Annotated in this window: 12 protein-coding genes; 6 read left to right on the top strand and 6 right to left on the bottom strand. The window is 64.1% G+C overall.

What is annotated here, in order from left to right; translation table 11 throughout:
• Positions 1-218 precede the first annotated feature (218 nt).
• The 3 genes from SINAR_RS1000000138525 to SINAR_RS1000000136885 all read left to right on the top strand — a co-directional run bounded on the left by SINAR_RS1000000138525 (position 219) and on the right by SINAR_RS1000000136885 (position 11,322).
• Complete coding sequence (locus SINAR_RS1000000138525; RefSeq protein ID WP_150852033.1) at positions 219-10,469, top strand: hemagglutinin repeat-containing protein; 10,251 nt, start codon at positions 219-221, stop codon at positions 10,467-10,469.
• Positions 10,470-10,768: 299 nt separating this feature from the next.
• The gene (locus tag SINAR_RS1000000137220; protein WP_028001863.1) at positions 10,769-10,966 is read left to right on the top strand and encodes a hypothetical protein; all 198 of its coding nucleotides are present in this window, start codon (positions 10,769-10,771) and stop codon (positions 10,964-10,966) included.
• The gene (locus SINAR_RS1000000136885) at positions 10,948-11,322 is read left to right on the top strand and encodes a hypothetical protein (protein WP_150824113.1); all 375 of its coding nucleotides are present in this window, start codon (positions 10,948-10,950) and stop codon (positions 11,320-11,322) included. The genes SINAR_RS1000000137220 and SINAR_RS1000000136885 overlap by 19 nt, the downstream gene beginning before the upstream one ends.
• 49 nt (positions 11,323-11,371) lie before the next feature.
• On the opposite strand, the gene SINAR_RS1000000137550 is transcribed toward SINAR_RS1000000136885, so the two are convergent.
• The 4 genes from SINAR_RS1000000137550 to SINAR_RS0126420 form a co-directional block, all read right to left on the bottom strand.
• Complete coding sequence (locus tag SINAR_RS1000000137550) at positions 11,372-11,707, bottom strand: hypothetical protein (RefSeq protein WP_028001865.1); 336 nt, start codon at positions 11,705-11,707, stop codon at positions 11,372-11,374.
• 132 nt (positions 11,708-11,839) lie between these two features.
• Positions 11,840-12,343, bottom strand: a complete 504-nt coding sequence (locus tag SINAR_RS0126410; protein WP_028001866.1) for an invasion associated locus B family protein — start codon at positions 12,341-12,343, stop codon at positions 11,840-11,842.
• A gap of 367 nt (positions 12,344-12,710) precedes the next feature.
• Complete coding sequence (locus SINAR_RS0126415) at positions 12,711-13,088, bottom strand: YkvA family protein (protein ID WP_028001867.1); 378 nt, start codon at positions 13,086-13,088, stop codon at positions 12,711-12,713.
• A gap of 113 nt (positions 13,089-13,201) precedes the next feature.
• Positions 13,202-13,519 (bottom strand): 4a-hydroxytetrahydrobiopterin dehydratase, encoded by a 318-nt coding sequence (locus SINAR_RS0126420; protein WP_028001868.1) that lies wholly within the window; start codon positions 13,517-13,519, stop codon positions 13,202-13,204.
• Positions 13,520-13,619: 100 nt separating this feature from the next.
• Between SINAR_RS0126420 and SINAR_RS0126425 the strand changes: the two genes are divergently transcribed.
• The gene (locus tag SINAR_RS0126425) at positions 13,620-14,093 is read left to right on the top strand and encodes a low molecular weight protein-tyrosine-phosphatase (RefSeq protein WP_028001869.1); all 474 of its coding nucleotides are present in this window, start codon (positions 13,620-13,622) and stop codon (positions 14,091-14,093) included.
• Here the strand turns inward: SINAR_RS0126425 and thpR are convergent.
• Positions 14,033-14,620, bottom strand: coding sequence for an RNA 2',3'-cyclic phosphodiesterase (gene thpR / locus SINAR_RS0126430; protein WP_028001870.1), 588 nt, complete (start codon positions 14,618-14,620; stop codon positions 14,033-14,035). The two genes, SINAR_RS0126425 and thpR, sit on opposite strands and share 61 nt — an antisense overlap.
• A gap of 125 nt (positions 14,621-14,745) precedes the next feature.
• Complete coding sequence (locus tag SINAR_RS0126435) at positions 14,746-15,387, bottom strand: arylesterase (RefSeq protein WP_028001871.1); 642 nt, start codon at positions 15,385-15,387, stop codon at positions 14,746-14,748.
• Between the two features lie 69 nt (positions 15,388-15,456).
• On the opposite strand from SINAR_RS0126435, the gene SINAR_RS0126440 reads away from it, so the two are divergent.
• Together SINAR_RS0126440 and SINAR_RS0126445 are read left to right on the top strand one after the other, a co-directional pair.
• Entirely contained in the window at positions 15,457-16,176 is a 720-nt protein-coding gene (locus tag SINAR_RS0126440; RefSeq protein WP_028001872.1) for an ABC transporter ATP-binding protein, read from the top strand.
• Positions 16,173-18,728: an ABC transporter permease gene (locus tag SINAR_RS0126445; protein ID WP_028001873.1), complete on the top strand. Its 2,556-nt coding sequence runs from the start codon at positions 16,173-16,175 to the stop codon at positions 18,726-18,728. The genes SINAR_RS0126440 and SINAR_RS0126445 overlap by 4 nt, the downstream gene beginning before the upstream one ends.
• Position 18,729: the final 1 nt, after the last annotated feature.

Genomic DNA, 18,729 nt, shown 5'->3' on the forward strand with positions numbered 1-18,729 from the left:
CATTCGGGCGGAAGGGCGGCAATTTCGCCGCCGCTCCCGGCGCCGTCGATCTCGTCGACATCGTCTCGCGCACGGTCAAGATCGACGGCCCCGTCCATGGCAAGGAATTGAGGCTCTCGGGCGGCGCCGGCAAGTTCGAATACGCCACCGGCAATTCAACGGCGACGGCGGCGAGCGGCACGCCGGAATACGTCATCGACGGCACGGCGTTCGGAGCGATGCAGGCCGACCGCATCAAGATCGTCGTCAACGAAAAAGGCGCGGGCGTGCGCATGCGCACCGACATGGCCGCCAATGTCGGCGAGCTGACCCTCTCGGCCGACGGCAAGATCTCGCTCAACAACGCCTCCGGCAAGACCGGCGTCACGATCAATGCGAAGGCGGGAGTCGAGGCGAAGAAGCTCACCTCGAAGAAGAAGGTGGATATTTCGGCCGCCGAGGGCATCGTCCTGCAGTCGATCGCTGCCGCCGAGGACATCGTGCTTGCCGGCGGTAGCGGGCTGATCAGCGTTTCCGAAGGGCTCGCCAGCCTCGGCGCCGTCGCCGTTGCTGCCACCGGCACGATTTCGACCGGCAGTGTCGACGCCGGCCGGAAGGCAACGCTGACGAGCACTTCGGGCGCAATCACGATCGCTGCGGCGGCAAAGAGCAGCGCTGACTTGATCCTGACCGCAACGTCCGGGGCAATCGCCGCCGGTTCGCTGGTCAGCGCCGGCCAGATCAGGCTGACGGCCGGCCGCGAGATCGGCATCAGTGGCGATCTCCTTGCCGCCGGCAATCTCACCGCGACGGGCGCGTCGATCCGCGCCGGTTCGGTGATCGCCGGCATCGATCTCGGCAAAAGCCAAGGTGGCACGCCGGTGCTCTCCGGCACGGCGGCGCTGACGCTGAAGGCCACCGCAGGCCCGGTCGAAGCGACGACGCTGCTCGCGGCAGGCAATCTTTCGGTCACTGCTGCCAGCCTCAAGGCTGCGAGCGTCACCAACCACGGCACGACAGTGATTGCGGCCGACACAGACATCGGTCAGCTTCTCGGCGCCAGCAGCGTCACGCTTTCCGGCCGCAATCACAAGATCACAACACTTGCTTCGGGCGTCGACTTTGCCGCGACGGAAGCAGCCAAAGGCGCGATCAAGCTCGGTTCGACAGGTGATCTCACCATCGCCGCGACCTCCGGCTCGGTTACAGCTGGCACGATCCTCTCGGCCGGTCGTTTCACCAGCGCCTCGGCAAACTTCACGGCGGACTCGGTTACCGGCCAGGACGATATCGCGCTCGTGGGCAGCGTCGATATCGACCAGCTTCTCAGCGGCCGTCATGTCGCGCTTTCGGGTGGCAAGGTTGAGGCTGGCACGGTGATCGCCGGCGTTGATCTTGCCAAAACCGCCACCAGGGGCGGCAACATCGTGCTCGGCACGGCCGGGAATCTGACGATCGACGCGAAGTCGGCGAGCGTCGATGCCGGTTCGCTGCTTTCGGCCGGCAATCTTTCCGTGAGCGGCTTCAGCCTTACCGCCGGCAGCGTCATGGGGCATGGCGCGATCACTATTGCCGCCGAGACGAAGGCCGGTCAGCTTCTCGGCGCGGGCAGCGTCACACTTTCCGGCCGCAGCCACAGCGTCGGCACCTTGGCCTCCGGCGTCGACTTCGCGGCAACGGAGGCAGCCAACGGTGCGATCAAGCTTGGCGCGGCTCGCGATCTGGTGATCACGGCGACCTCCGGCTCCGTCACAGCCGGAACGATCCTTTCTGCCGGAAAATTGACGGGCACGAGCGGCACCTTCACCGCGACCAGCGTTACGGGGCAGAGCGACATCGCGCTCACCGGCAACGTCGCGGTTTCCGGGGCGTTGCTTGGCGGCCGCCACGTCACGCTTTCGGGCGGAAAGGTCACGGCCGGCACGGTCATCGCCGGCATCGATCTCGCCAAGACCGCCGCTAATGGCGGCAATGCCGTGCTCGGCACGACAGGCAATCTCGTCATTAACGGCAGTTCGTTTGCGGTGGACGCCGGTTCGCTGCTTTCGGCCGGCAATCTTTCTGTCACGTCCGCGAATCTCAAGGCGGCGAGCGTCACCAGTCATGGCGCGGCGGCGATCACCGCCGACGCCGATGTCGGGCAGATCCTCGGGGCCGGCGCGGTCACGCTTGCCGGCCACAACCACACCGTTGGCACGCTTGCCTCGGGTGTGGATTTCGCCGCGACGCAAGCCGCAAAGGGCGCGATCAAACTCAAGTCGGCTGGAGACCTGGCCGTCACGGCATCCTCCGGCTCGGTTACCGCAGGAACGATCGTCTCTGCCGGAGCGATCGGTGCTACGACCGGAACCTTCACCGCGGCCAGCGTCACAGGTCATGGCGCCGTCACGCTCAATGGTACGACCAACGTTTCCGGCGCGCTGCTTGCCGGTGGCGATCTCTCAATTACAGGCGCGTCGATCAATGCCGGCACGCTCGTTTCCGGCGTCGATTTCGCCAGAACCGAAACCGCAGGCGGTGCGATCGTTCTCGGGGACGCCGGGACGATGACCCTGAAGGCCACTGCCGGGCCGATCGAGGCGGCGACCCTGCTTGCCGCCGGCAACCTGGCGGCGAGCTCCGCCAACCTCAAGGCCACCAATATCACCGGCCACGGCGACATTGCGCTCAACGGCAATGCCGAGATATCAGGGCAATTGCTCGGCGCTCGCCATGTCACGCTTTCGGGCAGCAGCATTCGCGCGGGAACGATCGTCTCCGGCCTCGACTTTGCGGCGACCCAGGCGGGCGGCGGCCCGATCAGGCTCGGTTCTAACGGCGACCTGACGATCACCGCGAGCTCCGGCACGGTTACCGCTGGCACGCTGCTTTCGGCCGGAAAGATCGGCGCCGATACCGGAACGTTCACCGCGGCCAGCGTCACAGGGCATGGCGCCGTCGCCATTGCCGGCACGACCAAGATTACTGGAGCGCTGCTTGCCGGTGGCGATCTCAGCATTACCGGCCAGTCGATCCGTGCCGGTACGCTAGTTTCCGGCGTCGACTTCGTCAGGACCGAGGCCGCCGGTTCGATCGTCGCCGGATCTTCCGGGACGATGACGCTCACAGCCACCGCGGGGCCGATCGAAGCGACGACGCTGCTTGCTGCCGGTAACCTGACAGCCAGCTCCGCCAACTTCAACGCCGCCAATGTCACCGGCCACGGCGACATTGCGCTCAACGGCAATGCCGAGATATCAGGGCAGTTGCTCGGCGGCCGCCACGTCACCTTTGCCGGCAAGAGCATCACCCTCGCCAACGTTGCTTCCGGTGTCGATTTCGCTGCAACGCAAAGCGCCCGGGGTGCGATCAAGCTCGGTTCGACAGGTGACCTCACCATCACCGCGACCTCCGGCTCGGTCATAGCCGGAACGATCCTTTCTGCCGGAAAATTGACGGGCACGACCGGCACCTTCACCGCCGGCAACGTCAGCAGCCACGGCGCGGCCTCGATCGCCGGCGACACCACAATTTCCGGCGCATTGCTTGCCGCCGTTAACGTCAACATTACCGGCCAATCGATCAATGCCGACACGCTCGTTTCCGGCGTCGATTTCGCCAAAACCGAGGCGGCCGGCAGTGTGGTCCTCGGTTCCGGCGGGGCGATGACGCTGAAGGCCACCGCCGGCAATGTCACGGCCCGGCAATTGCTGTCGGCCGGCAATCTCGGCGCCACCGCGAGCGGCGACATAACCGCCAACGCCGTCGGCCACGGCGCACTGGCGCTCAACGCTGGCAACACGATCACGCTGTCCGGCCAGTCGCTTTCCGGCACGGCGATGACCCTCAAGGGCCGGTCGATCACCGCCGGCACCCTCGTCTCTGGCGTCGACTTCACAGCAACTTCAGGCAGCGGCAGTCTCCTCGTCCGCAACGACGGGGCCGGAACGATGACGCTCAGCGCCACCGCCGGAGCGATCGAGGCCTCAAGCCTGGTCTCGGGCGGCGATCTTTCCGCCTCCACCAGCAGCGACATCGGCTATGGCAGCCTGCAGAGCTTCGCCGATGCGGCGCTGACGGCCACCACCGGCACGATCAGCCTCGACAAGACCACGGCCGCCCGCGGCGACATCGCGGTCCGGGCGACGAGCGTCGATCTCAGCAACAACCGCGGCCGCATCGCCACGTCAGGCACGCTTGCGATCATCGCCAACAGCGCCGATTTCTCTGGCAGCCGCTATGCCTTCGGCGGCCTCGATCTCGACCTTTCCGGCTCGGCCGATCTCACCGGCGCGACGCTCGCGGCGATCACGAACTCCAGCGCCGGCGGCTCGGGTGACATCGCCATCAAGGCCCGGACGATCGATACCAATGCCGCTACGGCGCTGCTCGCCGGCAACGACCTGATGCTCGATCTCGCCACGCTCGCCAATGCCGGCCAGCTTGCGGCCGGCCGCGACCTGGCGCTCAACGTCGCCGGCGGGCTCACGAACGGTCCGACCGGGCTTCTTTACGCCGGCAACGATCTCGGCCTGTTTTCTACGACGCTCACCAACGACCAGGGCGCCATCCTCGCCGGCAACGATCTCGTCATGGCCCGCAATGCCACAGGTGCCCGCAACAGCGGCATCACCAACATCTCCGGCCTGATCGAGGTCGGCGGCGACGCTTCGATCGCGACCGCCAAGCTGATCAACCGCCGCACGGCAAACCCGAGTTTTACGGCAAACGTGCTCGTCTCCTCCGGCCCGGTCGCCGGCTTTGAGCTCAATCCTGACGTCGCCGGCCTGCCCTTCGCCCATCTCCTCACCGACGACTACGATCCCCGCGAACTCTATGACGGTTACGGCGGCCAGCTGTGGGCCGACTACGAGCCGCATCTGTGGAGCGGGGCGGTACTCGCCGACGGCGGCTCCTACCGCGCCTGGACGTGGACCTCGGCGGAGGGACCGAGCGAGGCCGGCCCGATCTACAACTGGATCTATGCGCGCGTGCCGAAGGACGCCGACGGCAATCCGGTGCTCGATCCGAACAACCCGTCGCGTTACTTCATCGTCCAGCAGATCCATCATGGCGGTACCGACACCAGTACCACCTACAGCTGGGACGGCACCGCGAATATCGCCCAGACGGTCCACCAGGACCGGCTCGATGACGCCGGCGGACCTCAGGCGCTGATCCGCGCCGGCGGCAAACTGGCGATCGACGCCACGACGCTTACCAATTCCTACAGCGCCATCGAGACACGCGGCGACATGGAGCTTCGCGGCGACCGGCTCGTTAACGAAGGGCTGGTGCTGACCCGCACGACGACAACCGAATGCCATGCGCGCGGCGCCTGCGAATATTACGACGCCGACGGCAACCGCGATCCGTCGAAGGACATCGCCAATGGCACCGCCATCATCTCGAAGATCAAGGCGATCGGATCCGAAGGCGGCACCATCCGCGCCGGCGGCGCGCTCGGCATTGGCTATGGCGCGATCGACAACCGCGCGGCGGAAGGCTCTGTTGCCGGCGGCGTGGCGGTCGCGCCGGAAGGCTCCTCGGCCGATCCGCTGGCAGCACTTGCCGGACTGACGGCAGGGGCCGCGCTCTTCACCCCGAACGCCGCGCTTCAGACGATCGCGGCGGCCGGCGGGCTTACCGCCGGCGGAAATCCCGAGGCCGCGCCCGGGGCGACCGTTTCCGGGACCGCCCCGGTCGCTGGCGGCAATGGCACCGTCTCCGGCAGCGGTCCGGTTTCGGGCGGCAACGGCACCGTCTCCGGCAGTGGCCCGGTCGCTGGCGGGAACGGCACCGTCACGCCGCAGCAGCGGCTCGACGGCGAGGCGCTCGCCGCGCGCAGCAAGCCGCAATCGGGCGGCTTCGGCGGCACCGTGCCCGGCCAGGTGTTCCTGTTCGAACCCCGCGCCCAATTCCTCGACGTGGGCAAGTTCTACGGCTCGGGCTATTTCATCGACAGGATCGGCTACAAACCCGACTGGCAGGTGCCGTTCCTCGGCGACGCCTATTTCGAGAACAGGCTGATCGAGCAGCAGTTGCGCCAGGCGACCGGCTACGGCCTCGGCCAGAACGCCATCCTGCCCGGAGCCGACGCGGTTGCCGAGATGAAGGCGCTGCTCGACCGTGGCGCCGACTATGCCAAGGCGCACGGGCTGACGATCGGCCAGAAGCTGACACCGCAACAGATCGCCGCGCTCGACGCCTCGATCGTGCTCTACGAGACGGTTGTCGTCGACGGCGTCAAGGTGCTGGCGCCGGTGCTCTATCTGGCGAGCGCCGACAAGGCGAAGCTGACGGCGGCCGGCGCGCTGATCGCCGGAAACTCGGTGCGCGTCGAGGCTGGAAGCTTGAACAATTCCGGCGCCTTCGCCTCGGCCGGTGATCTCCTGATCCAGGCGAACGAGATCAAGACCACCGGCGGCGGCTTTCTCGCCGGCGGCAACCTTGAGCTTGCCGCCGGCAATCTGACGCTGACGGCGCAGACGCTCGACATCGGCGGCCAGACGATGGTCAACCCGACCGCGGCCGTGGTCGCCGGCGGCAATGCCGTGCTCTCCGCGACGCACGCGCTGACGCTTCAGGGCGCCCGTGTCGAGGCCGGCGGCAACGCCGCGCTTCTCGGCAAGGGCGTCACCCTCGACGTCGTCAAGGTGGAAAACAACGGCCAGCAGAATGCCACCGGCGCCTCCGTCAATGCTGGCGGCAACGTGCTGATCCATGCCGAGACCGACATCACGCTGATCGGTAGCGCGGCACGCGGCGGCGGCGATCTGCAGGTGAGCGCCGAAAGCGGCTCAGTCAGCCTCGTCACTGCCGACGTCGCGCGCAAGACCGACGACGGCTACAGGAAGACGGTGGCGACGGAGCAGCAGGGTTCGCAGCTCGTCTCCGGCGGTTCGACTGCGGTCAAGGCGGGCGACGACATCCTGATCTCCGGTTCCGACATCCGCGCCGGCGCCGATGTCGCGCTTTCGGCCGGCGACGACATCGCCATCACCACTGCCGAGGAGCAGAGAAACCAGAAGTTCGGCGACCACCGCGCCAGCGCCACGACGCATGAAGGCTCGGCGATCGAGGCGGGTGGCTCCGTCGGCGTCGTCGCCGGAACCAAAGCTGGTCAGAATGAGGGCGGCCAGGATGGCGACCTCGCCGTCATCGGCAGCAACATCAGCGCCGGCGAGACGGTCGGGCTGACCGCCTCCGGCGGTGTCACCATCGCCGAAGCGCAGGACAGCGCGACGCTCGACACCCGCTATTCCAGCAAGAGCGGCGGCCTGTTCAAGAAGAAGACCTCGGGGACCGGCTATCTGGAAACCACGACCAGCGTCGGCTCGTTGATCTCGGGCGACGGCGGCGTCGCGATCGCCTCGGACGGCGACACGGTGATCTCTGCCTCGTCGGTGACCGCCGGAACGGCCGAGCGCAGCGCCGACATCGCCATCGACGCAGGCGGCAACCTGGCGATCGCTTCCGGCAAGGACACCACCGAGGTCCACGACCGCTCGAAGACCAAAGGCTTCCTGAAGAAGGGCAGCACCAGCTACGACAGCTACGACGAAACGACGGTGGCCTCCGAACTTTCCGCCTCCGGCAATGTCAGCCTCAACGCCGACGGCGCCGTCGCGATCTCCGGCTCGGATGTCGCGGCCGGCGAGTCGATCGCGATCGAGGGCGACAGCGTTTCGATCCTCGGCGCGGCGGAGGAGCATGAAGTCGATTCCGAAAAGAAAAAGTCCGGCCTGTTCGCCGGCTCCGGCGACGGCTTCATCTCGCTCTGGGGCAAGGAAGGCAAGGCGAGCGAGCAGTCGGCAACTGTGAACGTCGGCTCAAGCCTTTCGGCCGGCGACAATGTGACGATCACCGCCCGCGACAGCGACGTCAACATCGTCGGCTCCGGCATCGCCGCCGGCAACGACATCGCGCTCGACGCGGCGCGCGACGTCAACATCCTGCCCGGCAAGGAGAGCTTCGCGTCGGAGGAGTCGGAGAAGCGCTCCGGCTTCGGCATCGCCTATTCCTCCGGCAACGGCTCGGCCTCGATCGGCATCGGCTACGGCAAGGCGAAGGACGAGGTTTCGCAATCCGCCTCGACCAATGCCGTCTCGACATTGTCGGCCGGCAACGACATCGTGATCAGCGCCGGCCGCGACGCCAACCTGCAAGCCGCGAAGGTCGAGGCCGAACGCGACGTGGCGATCACAGCCGCGCGTGACGTCAACCTCTTGTCGGCCCAGGACGTCAGCAACTACAAGGAAGTGCACGAACAGCTGTTCGCCGGCGTCACGCTGTCGGTATCGACCTCGCTGGTCAGCGCCGCCGACAGCGTCGGCAACCTGGCCGAAAAGGTCGGCAACATTTCCGACGGCTACTCGGCCGCCAACGCCGCCTTCGCGTCGCTCAAGGCCTATGACGCGCTTGACAACATCGTCAGGGGCAACATCGTTTCCGGTTCGCTCACCGTCGGCTTCAACTATTCGAAGGACACGGTGAGCGGAACGAGCAGCGTGCCGGTGACGACCGATATCCGCGCCGGCCGGTCGGTGACGATCGAGGCGACGTCCGGCGACATCACCGGCCACGGCGTGCAGATCGCCGCCGGCTACGACGAATACGGCCTACCGGTCGCAAGCGGCGACGACAAGGCCGGGGACATCAGTCTCAAGGCCGGCAACGACATCGTGCTGAAGAGCGCCGAGGCGAGCAAAAGTTCCTCGTCGAAGAGCGTTTCGGGCGGCGCCGATTTCGGTATCGGCGGCGGCATCGGCCTCACCAGCAGCGGCTTCGGCCTCACCGGCGGCGCCCATGCCGGCTATGGCAAGTCGAAAGGCGACGGCACCACCCAGGTCAACAGCCATATCACCGGCACGGGCGACATCACCATCCAGTCAGGCAACGACACGACACTTGCAGGCGCCCTCGTCTCCGGCGAGACGGTCAAAGCCGAGGTCGACGGCGATCTCACCATCGTCTCGGTGCCCGATAGCGGCGAGGTCAGCGACAAGTCCGTCTCCGGCGGCCTCAGCCTCGGCGGGTCCGGTATCTCCGGCATTCAGGCCGGCGGCGGCTCCGGCTCCGGCTCGACCAACTGGATCGAGGAACAGTCGGGACTGGTGTCTCAAGGCAAGATGGACGTCACCGTCGGCGGAAACACCCATCTCGGCGCAGGCAAGATCGTCTCGGAGAGTGGCGAGCTGACGCTCGAAACTGAAACGCTGACCTACGAGGATTTCGAGGGGCACAAAGAGTACGAGGGCTTCAACGCCGATCTCGGTCTCGATCTCACCGGCGGCAAGGGCACGGCCACCGACCCGGTCGGCAACTCGACGCTCGAAGGCTCGTACAGGCTCGACGACACCCGCCAGACGGTGCGGGCGACGGTTGGGCCGGGCGAGATCACCATCCGCGACGAGCAGAAGCAGGCGGCGCTGGAGAAGGACGGTGCCACCGCACCGCTCGACGAGCTCAACCGCGATCCCGACAAGGCCTACGAGATCACCAGGGACAAGCATGTCGAGGTCGAGTTCTATCTGTCGACCAACAGCCTCAACGCCCTCGGCGAGGGGCTGAAGGACATGGCGGCGCCGGGCGGCTTCATCGACAGGTATCTCCTCGGCCGCGAGCTGACGGTCGAGGAAACGGCCCAGGTCAAGGCCGGAGTCGAGGCGCTCGCCAATGGCGGCTCCTTCGCCGGCTGTGGTCAGAAGCAAGGCTTCAACCTGTTCAACTGGATCGTCACGCCGGCCTATGCCTACGAAACCGAGTGCACCATCCGCCAGGCGGATGGCAGCTTCATCAAGCTTGGCATCAAGACCTACGAGGAATGCCAGGACGCGATCTATGCCTACCTGAATTCGCTGTCGTACGACGAACGCGTGGCGGTCCTGAAATCTGCCGGTTTTGCCAGCGGCGCCGGGCTTGGAGGCGAAACATCAATCGGCGAGAGCGTCTTGCTCTCGAACTACCTCTTCACGGCTATCGATAAGCTGGATGGTCAACCGCGAGGCGAGAATTTCCTGGCTTTCCTAAGCGGTGTCAGCGAAGGCCAGGAGTTTCTGATTGGAATCGGCCCGAAGAACCGCGCGATCTGGAGCGATCCGACGCTGTCGCTTGCCGAAAAGATGGCAGCCTCCGAGGAGATCGGCCTCGATTCGAATGTTATCGTCGCGATGGCGATCCTATCGGGCGTGGCGAAAACGTCGGGTCTCGTAACTTCCGCCAAGTTTGGAGATAGCGCAAAGCTGCAGGATCACTATGTGCGCCACGGAGGTGATTTTGGAGCGCGGAGCGAGCTCGAATACCAGGCGCAGGCCAGTAGATTTCTGGTTGGTTCGAAACCTAGCGGAACTCTTGAGAAGATAAGGGCAAACGGTGATGTTGTCCGCTACAACCCTGCTACAGATGAGTTTGGCGTGATTTCAAGCGCTGGGGTCATTCGCACCTATTATAAGCCGGACCCTGCGGTGCACGGGAAGGGAACAAACCTGGATTACTTCAATGGTCAGTAAATTAGCCTTCCCATGCCCTGTTTGTGGCTATCCTCATTTAGATGAACCTCCCTATGACTCCACGGGATGCCCCACCTACAACATTTGCCCGTGCTGCGGAACAGAGTTCGGCTATGACGACGCGAGTGTGTCGCACAATGTCCTGCGAAGTCAGTGGATCAATAGAGGAATGACTTGGTGGAGCAAACATGTTGATCCGCCAAAGGATTGGGATCCCAATACACAGTTAAGTGACGCCGGTTTGACCGAGAAAAAATAAAAAATACTATAAGCTGTCCGTCGGCATTGAGGTACGAGCGATGATGAAAGGGCGTGGCAGGCGACAGGTACTCGAAGAGTTCAAGAAAAAGTTGTTTGGATCAAGTTCTCAACAATCCGGCATCACTGGCCTGATCGTAACCGTTTCGAGGGCGCGCGCCTACAGGGGCAATCGAGTAACGGGAAAGATCGACTACGAGACGCAGGACTTCAAGGTCAAATGGGTGATGAAACCATGATTGTTCAATATACCCGTGAACAAGGATATGAGGGCGAAATAGACCCAAGTTTTACTCTAGGGTCAGAATACCTGGTTCACGGTATTAGTTTCAGCCCTGATGGACGGCCTGCAATGATCGGCGTTCAGAGGGATTCAGATCGCTATCCTGTCTTAGTCGAGCTTGAGTATTTTGATGTGATCAATCCGACTGTTCCGCCAGATTGGTGTTTCTTCGACTTGGGGGGGGGATATTATCGCCTGGAGCCATGCGGGTTCGGAGGTGACTTCTGGCAAGACTTTCACGACGGGGATAGAGCCGCCGAGGCATCTTTTGCAGAGACGATTTCCAAGCTAAATGCCTATCACGAGATTTGAAGTGTCGCCATCTATGGCTTCCTCAACGGCTTGAGCGCCGCCGAGTGGGTCAGGATCCTGCTCTGTCGGGGAAGCAGCGAAAAAACGCGCTCTTCGCCGAATCCCTTGAGCCGCAACGCTGGGCGATCTGGAACGATGCCTCGCTTACGTGGGACGCGAAGTCCGATGCGTTGGAAAAGACCGGCCTCGACATAAACACCATCATCGCGATGGGGATTCCGGGCGGAGTGGCGAAGAATGGGGCGCTTTGGTCGAGCACAATCGATGTGCCGAACTCTGCGATCGGCGTCCGCGGTCGCGCAGGCCCTGCACGTCGAGCGGTGTCGCCGGGAATCCAGATGCGCGGGAACAGGTGGACGTTGCCATCGTCGTCGTCGACCGCCATGACCAGCGCTGACAGGTCGGTGCGGGCCGACAGGTCGAGCCCGCCATAGACCGGCCTGCCATCGTAGAGCAGCCCGTCGCAAAGCGGCCTGTTGCCAGGCCGGCCCCTTGCATCGGTGAAGCGCTCTTTCGCTTACTTGCAGGCCTCGATCTGCTTCAGAGCAGCCGAAATGCCGGACAGTGAGTAGGAGTAAGAGGTTTCCGTACCGCGACGCGATTTCGCGTTGACCGACATGGCCTTGCCGGATTTCATCGCCGCCACCAGCGCCGGCTCTTCGGCGGCATTTTCCACCCAGGCGGAATTGCCCTTGGTGAACATGACGAAGGTCCGGCCGTCGACCACAACGTTCACCTTGGAATTGTCCTGCAGCGGATACCCCATCATCGCCTGCGGCTCATAGCTGATGTTCTGCCCCGGACGCTGCGAAACGAGGAAGAAGATATCGCCGTGATCGACACTGGCCGGGCTCTTTTCCTTCGGCACCGAGAGCACATAGCAGACCTTACCGTTGCCAGCTTGGTAAGAATAGGCGCCCCAGGCGTTGAACTGCTGGATTCGCGTCGGAGATTGAGCGAAAGCCACGCCGGATGCAGCCATTATAAGTGCGAGTGCAGATGCGATCTTTCTTACAAACATGAGTCCCTGCCGCTTGTCTTGCTTACGGTCGCCCGGTACCGCGTCGGTGGGCAACGCATAGTCACGATTTAAGTTTATTTTGACTTAATCCGGGTTACCAAACCGTCAACGATTCGGGAAAGCCGCCCCATTTTGCGCCCTGAAGGCCGGTCATGCGGCACCGAACCCCCTCTTCGATGCGCCTCGAGGTCCATTCGCACGCGGATTGCCGGTCCGGTCGACGTCGATATTGGAGAGCCGCCCCTTGCCTCACTCTATGTCACAAAGAATCGGGCAAGAGTTTGACTTTCCGGGCGGGATTGCGGCAAGACGGCCATAGCAGCCCGCGTTCTGTCAGCACGCAAAGCTCCCGGCAGCGGGGGCAGTCTCACTTGTCGGCGCTGTCTCGCATCACTTCGTCGGCCTTCTGATAATGCCGTTCCTTGATCTGGCCGCTGATTGCGGCAAAAGCGGCAGTCAAAACGGCGATATCGTCGGAGAAGCCGATCATGGCGAGCATGTCGGGCACGAAATCGATCGGCAGGACGAAATAGGCAAGTGCCGCCAGCAGTATGCCGCGCGTGCGCGTCGGCGTCGCCGGGTCCACGGCGCAATAATAGGCGGCGACGAGGTCGCGGCTGAAGGGAATCTGCCGGGCCGCGCGGCGGAAAGTCGGCCAGAACCGTCGGCGCACCTTGTGTTCTCTGCGCTCCTGTTCGGATTCCTCGCCGGGGAGGAGAATTTCACCGATCTTGATATCGTCCATCGCGTCGATTCCGGTCGTTCAAGGTGCCGCAGGGATTTGCGCGCCACACGCGGGCTACCGCAGCCTGATATGGGAATGGCGGCCCCTATTTCAAATGGTCGGGCATGCGGCACTTATTTCATATGGTCGGGCATGCGGCCCTCGGCCGCCTGGTCCATCTTTGCCGCCAATTTGAAATCGAGCTCGGTCAGCCCTTCCGCGTCGTGGGTCGAGAGCGTCACGTCCACCCTGTTGTAGACGTTGAACCATTCCGGATGATGATTGAGCTTTTCGGCGGCGAAAGCGCATTGAGTCATGAAAGAGAAGGCCTCGGCGAAAGTCTTGAACCGGAAGGCCTTCCATATCGAGCCGCCGTCCTCGGCAAGGACCCAGCCTTCCATCTTGTGCAACTGCTCGGCGATGGCCGCCGCGTCCAACTTTTCCGGCCGCATGCTGTTCCTCCTTGCTGCATCCTGTGCTTAACAACGAACTTGCCCGCGACAATGTTCACGCGCAATCCCGCCGCAACGCCGGCAAGGCTAACTGGATACCATGAAACCGGTCGGAATTCTTTTCGTTTGTCTCGGCAATATCTGCCGCTCGCCTTTGGCGGAGGGCATCATGCGCGACATCGCCAAGCGCCGGAGCCATGCCGCCTCGATCTCGGTCGATTCCGCCGGCATAGGCGGCTGGCATGTCGGCGCCCCGCCGGACCGGCGGTCGATCGCGGTCGCAAAGGCGCACGGCATCGACCTGACCGGCTTGCGCGGCCGCAAGATCGCCGCCGCGGATTTTACCGCTTTCGACCTCATCCTCTGTATGGACAAAAGCAATCTGCGGGATTTGCGCCTGCTGGCGCCGGCCGCGACGGCGCACAAGGTGCATCTCTTCCAGACCTTTGCCGCGGGACGGGACGAGGACGTTCCGGATCCCTATTATGAGCCGGCGGAAGCCTTCGAAGCGCTTTACCAGACGCTCGAAGCGGGATGCTCCTCGTTGCTCGCGAGGTTCGAACGCTCTTCGTGAAGCGGGAAGACCTCTTCGGTGAGATACGGGCCGCCGCCGACCGAATCGCGTGACGACAGGAGCACGAAACGGGAAACGGTAAAGGGAGCGGTGACGAAATTGCCGCGTCCGGAGAGATATTCGACGACGTCCTCGACGCGCGAGGAGCGCAGGCGTGCCAGCGTCACATGCGGGGTGAATTTCCGCGGATCCGGGGACAGGCCGATACGCTGGCAGATGCGCTCGATTTCCGCCTGCAGGGCGAACATTTCGGGAGTGTTGCTGACGCCCGCCCAGACGGAATGCGGCTTCTTGGAGCCGAAGGCGCCGGTTCCCGACAGCTGCAGCTGGAATTCGGGCCGTTCGATACGATCAAGTCTGTCTATGATCTCGTCGGCGGTACGCCAGTCGACGTCGCCTATGAAGCGGAGCGTGATGTGATAGTTCTCCACATCGATCCAGCGAGCTCCGGGAAGACCTCCGCGCAGCAGAGAAAGACTCATTGCTGCATTGCGCGGAATTTCGAGGGCGGTGAATAGTCTCGGCATGGCGAGCTCCCCGAATCTCTTGTGCGATGCTTCAGCGAATCACGCATCGCACCTGCACGCAACCATTATTTGTCCCGTCGGAACGTTAACTTTCTCTTAACTGTGGATGTCCGCCAGGCGCGGTGTCACTCTCCTTCCTGAAGTGAGCGGACGAAGGCTTCGGCGGTTGGCAGGAAACGCTCGACCATGACGCCGATACCGTCGCCGTTCGGGTGCATTCCGTCCTCGAGCTTCAGTCTCGCCTCGGTGACGATGCCGTCGAGGAAGAACGGATAGAAAACGGTCTCATGCGCCTTGGCGAGCTCGGGATAGATGGGATTGAAGCGCTCGGCATATTCCGGCCCCATGTTCGGCGGCGCCATCATCCCCGCGAGCAAAACGGCAATACCGCGTTGCTTGAGCCGCACGACCATCGCTTCGAGGTTCTTGCGCGTTTCCTCCGGCGGAATGCCGCGCAGCGCGTCATTGGCGCCGAGTTCGAGGATGACGCCGTCGGTTCCGTCCGGGACCGACCAGTCGATACGGGCGAGGCCGCCGGAGGTCGTGTCGCCCGAAACGCCGGCATTGGCGATCGTGACGTCGATCCCTTTGTCCTTCAGCGCCTTTTCGAGGCGGGCGGGGAAGGCATCTTCTGGGGGAAGCTGATAGCCAGCCATCAGGCTGTCGCCGAAGCCGACGAGGTTCACGGGCTCGGCGCGAGCCGCCGCCGATAACACAATTGTCATTGTCAGGCCGAATAAAAAGGGCAGAAAGTCTTTCAATGCCATCGGTTCGTTCCTAAATCGGCGGGCAATTGTTTCGTGATCCGTATCAGTTTTCATATAGGGCTCTTTCGCGTGGCAAAAACCATCATCGAGTTGAAAAATGCGGATCTGACGCTGGGCGAGGCCGCGGCATCCGTGCATGTGCTGAAGGGTGTGAGCCTCGCGATCAAGGCCGGCGAATCGGTCGGCATCGTCGGCCCCTCGGGTTCGGGAAAATCGACGCTGCTCATGGTCATGGCCGGGCTGGAGCAGCTCGATCGCGGCGAAATCATCATTGACGGTACGGCCCTCCACGGCCTCAGCGAGGATGCCGTCGCAGATTTCCGGGGCCGCAATATCGGCATCGTCTTCCAATCCTTTCATCTCATCCCCAACATGACCGCGCTCGAGAACGTCGCGGTGCCGCTCGAGCTTGCGAATGTCCGCAATGCGTTCGACATCGCACGCAAGGAGCTGATCGCGGTCGGGCTCGGGGAACGCCTGACGCATTACCCCGGACAGCTTTCCGGCGGCGAGCAGCAGCGCGTGGCGATCGCCCGGGCGCTCGCACCCTCTCCGAAGCTCCTGATCGCCGACGAGCCGACGGGCAATCTCGACGCCGAAACCGGGCGGCAGATCGCCGACCTCCTCTTCGCCGAACAGCGCGAGCGCGGCATGACTCTGGTTCTCGTCACGCATGATGCGGCGCTCGCCGGGCGCTGCGACAGGCAGGTGCGCGTCCGCTCGGGTGAAGTCGTCTCCGAGGCGGAAAGGCTTTCGGCGTCGGCCCGGCAGGGAGCCGTGTCCGCATGAGCGCGGCAGTTGCCGCCCGGCGGCTTCGCCCCATGCTTGCCCTGCGTCTGGCGCTTAGGGAAATGCGCGGAGGCCTGCGGGGTTTTTATATTTTTCTCGCCTGCATCGCCCTTGGCACGGCCGCGATCGCCGGCGTCAACTCGCTGTCGCAGTCGATCAGCGGAACGATCGCCTCCCAAGGCCAGGAACTGCTCGCAGCCGACATCCGCTTCGAGCTCAACAATCGGGTGGCAAGTGCGGACGAACGCGCCTTCCTCCAAGGCCTCGGCGATGTTTCGGTGTCTGCGGGTCTGCGCTCCATGGCGCGGCTCCCGGACGGCTCCAACCAGGCGCTGGTGGAGCTCAAGGCCGTGGACGGAGCCTATCCGCTCTACGGCAAGTTCGAAAGCGAGCCGGCAAGGCCGCTCGCTGAATTGCTGGCGAAAGACGGGGAGGTATTCGGCGCAGTCGCTGCGCCGTTGCTCCTCGATCGCCTCGGTATCTCGCCGGGCGCGGAACTTCTCATCGGCAATGCGCGGGTCCGGATCAGCGCCACGCTGGTAAGCGAGCCCGATGCGCTTTCCGACGGCTTCGGTTTCGCGCCGCGGCTGATGATTTCCTCCGACGCACTTGCCGCTGCGGGGCTTGTGCAGACCGGCAGCCTCGTCGAACACACCTACAAGGTCCGCCTGGCCGATCCCGCAGACGTGCCGCTCATTCGCGTGCAGGCGGAGACGCGCTTTCCCTCCGCCGGCTGGTCCATTCGCACCAGCGGCAATGCCGCGCCGTCGCTCAACGCAAACATCACCCGTTTCTCCCAGTTCCTGACGCTCGTCGGGCTCACGGCACTGATCGTCGGCGGCGTCGGGGTCGCCAATGCCGTGCGTTCCTATCTCGACGGCAAACGCAGCGTCATCGCCACTTTCAAATGCCTCGGCGCTCCGGCATCGCTGGTCGCGGTGATCTATCTTGCGCAGATCCTGATGATCGCCCTCTTCGGCATCGCGATCGGCCTCGTACTCGGCGCTCTCATCCCTTTCGTGGCGGCACAGTTCCTCGCCGGCGTGCTGCCGGTCTCCACCGCATTCGAGCTCTATCCCTCCGCCTTGGGCCTTGCCGCGCTTTTCGGCCTCCTGACCGCGCTGACCTTCGCCATACTGCCGCTCGGGCGGGCGCGCCGGGTGCCGGCGACCGCGCTTTTCCGGCAGCAGGGTTTCGAACCGACGGGCTTTCCTGCCCTGCCCTATCTTGCCGGAGCCTTCGTCTGCCTGGCGGCACTTGCCGGGCTCGCGGTCTGGACCGCCTATGACCGTTACGTTTCGCTGATCTTCCTTGGCGCGATCGCCTTTGCCTTCATCGTGCTGCGCGGCGTTTCGCTCGTCATATCCTGGCTCGCGCGGCGCAGCCCGCGCGTCCACTCGCCGGCGCTGAGATTGGCGATCGGCAACATACACCGGCCAGGTGCGCTGACGCCGTCGGTGGTGCTCTCGCTCGGCCTTGGCCTCGCCCTCCTGGTGACGCTGGCGCTGATCGACGGCAATCTGCGGCGCGAGCTCACCGGCGACATGGCAGAACGCGCTCCCAACTTCTTCTTCGTCGACATCCAGAGCAACGAAATCGAAGGCTTCCGCGCCCTGCTCGCGGGAGCGATGCCGGAAGGCAAGATCATCGAAGTGCCTATGCTGCGCGGGCGCATCGTCGCGCTCAACGGCGAGGATGTGAACAGGCGCAACGTTCCTCCCGGCGGTCAATGGGTGCTGCGCGGCGACCGCGGCATCACCTATGCCAGGAACAGGCCCGAAAACTCGAAACTCACCGAAGGCAGCTGGTGGCCGGAAGACTATGGCGGCGAGCCGCTCGTCTCCTTTTCGGCGGAGGAGGCCCGCGAACTGGGTCTGAAACTCGGCGACACGGTGACCGTCAACGTGCTCGGCCGCAACGTCACCGCCCGAATCGCGAATTTCCGCGAGGTCGAGTGGGAATCGCTGTCGATCAATTTCGTCATGGTCTTCTCGCCGAACACCTTCGCCGGCGCACCGCATGCATGGCTCGCGACCATCATCGATCCCGGCGCCTCGGCTGCGGAAGAGGCATCGGTCCTGAAAGCGGTGACGAATGCCTATCCGACGATCACCAGCGTGCGGGTGAAGGACGCGCTCGACATCGTCAACACGCTGCTCGGGCAGCTCGCAACGGCGGTGCGCGCCGCCGCGGCGGTGGCGCTGGTCGCGTCCATCCTCGTGCTTGCCGGCGCTCTTGCCGCCGGCAACCGCGCCCGCATCCATGATGCCGTTGTCCTGAAGACACTCGGCGCCACGCGGGCCACGCTGATCCGTGCCTTCAGCTACGAATACGTCATCCTCGGTCTGGCAACCGCCGCCTTCGCGCTCTTCGCCGGCGGCGTTTCGGCCTGGTTCGTCGTCAGCCGCATCATGACCCTGCCTTCGAGCTTCCTGCCCGACGTCGCCGTCGCGACGATCGTCCTCGCGCTGGTCGTAACGGTCGGGATCGGCCTCGCCGGCACCTGGCGCGTCCTCGGACAAAAAGCCGCTCCGGTGCTGCGGGAACTCTGAG

This window comes from Sinorhizobium arboris LMG 14919 (genome assembly GCF_000427465.1).
GTDB lineage: Bacteria > Pseudomonadota > Alphaproteobacteria > Rhizobiales > Rhizobiaceae > Sinorhizobium > Sinorhizobium arboris.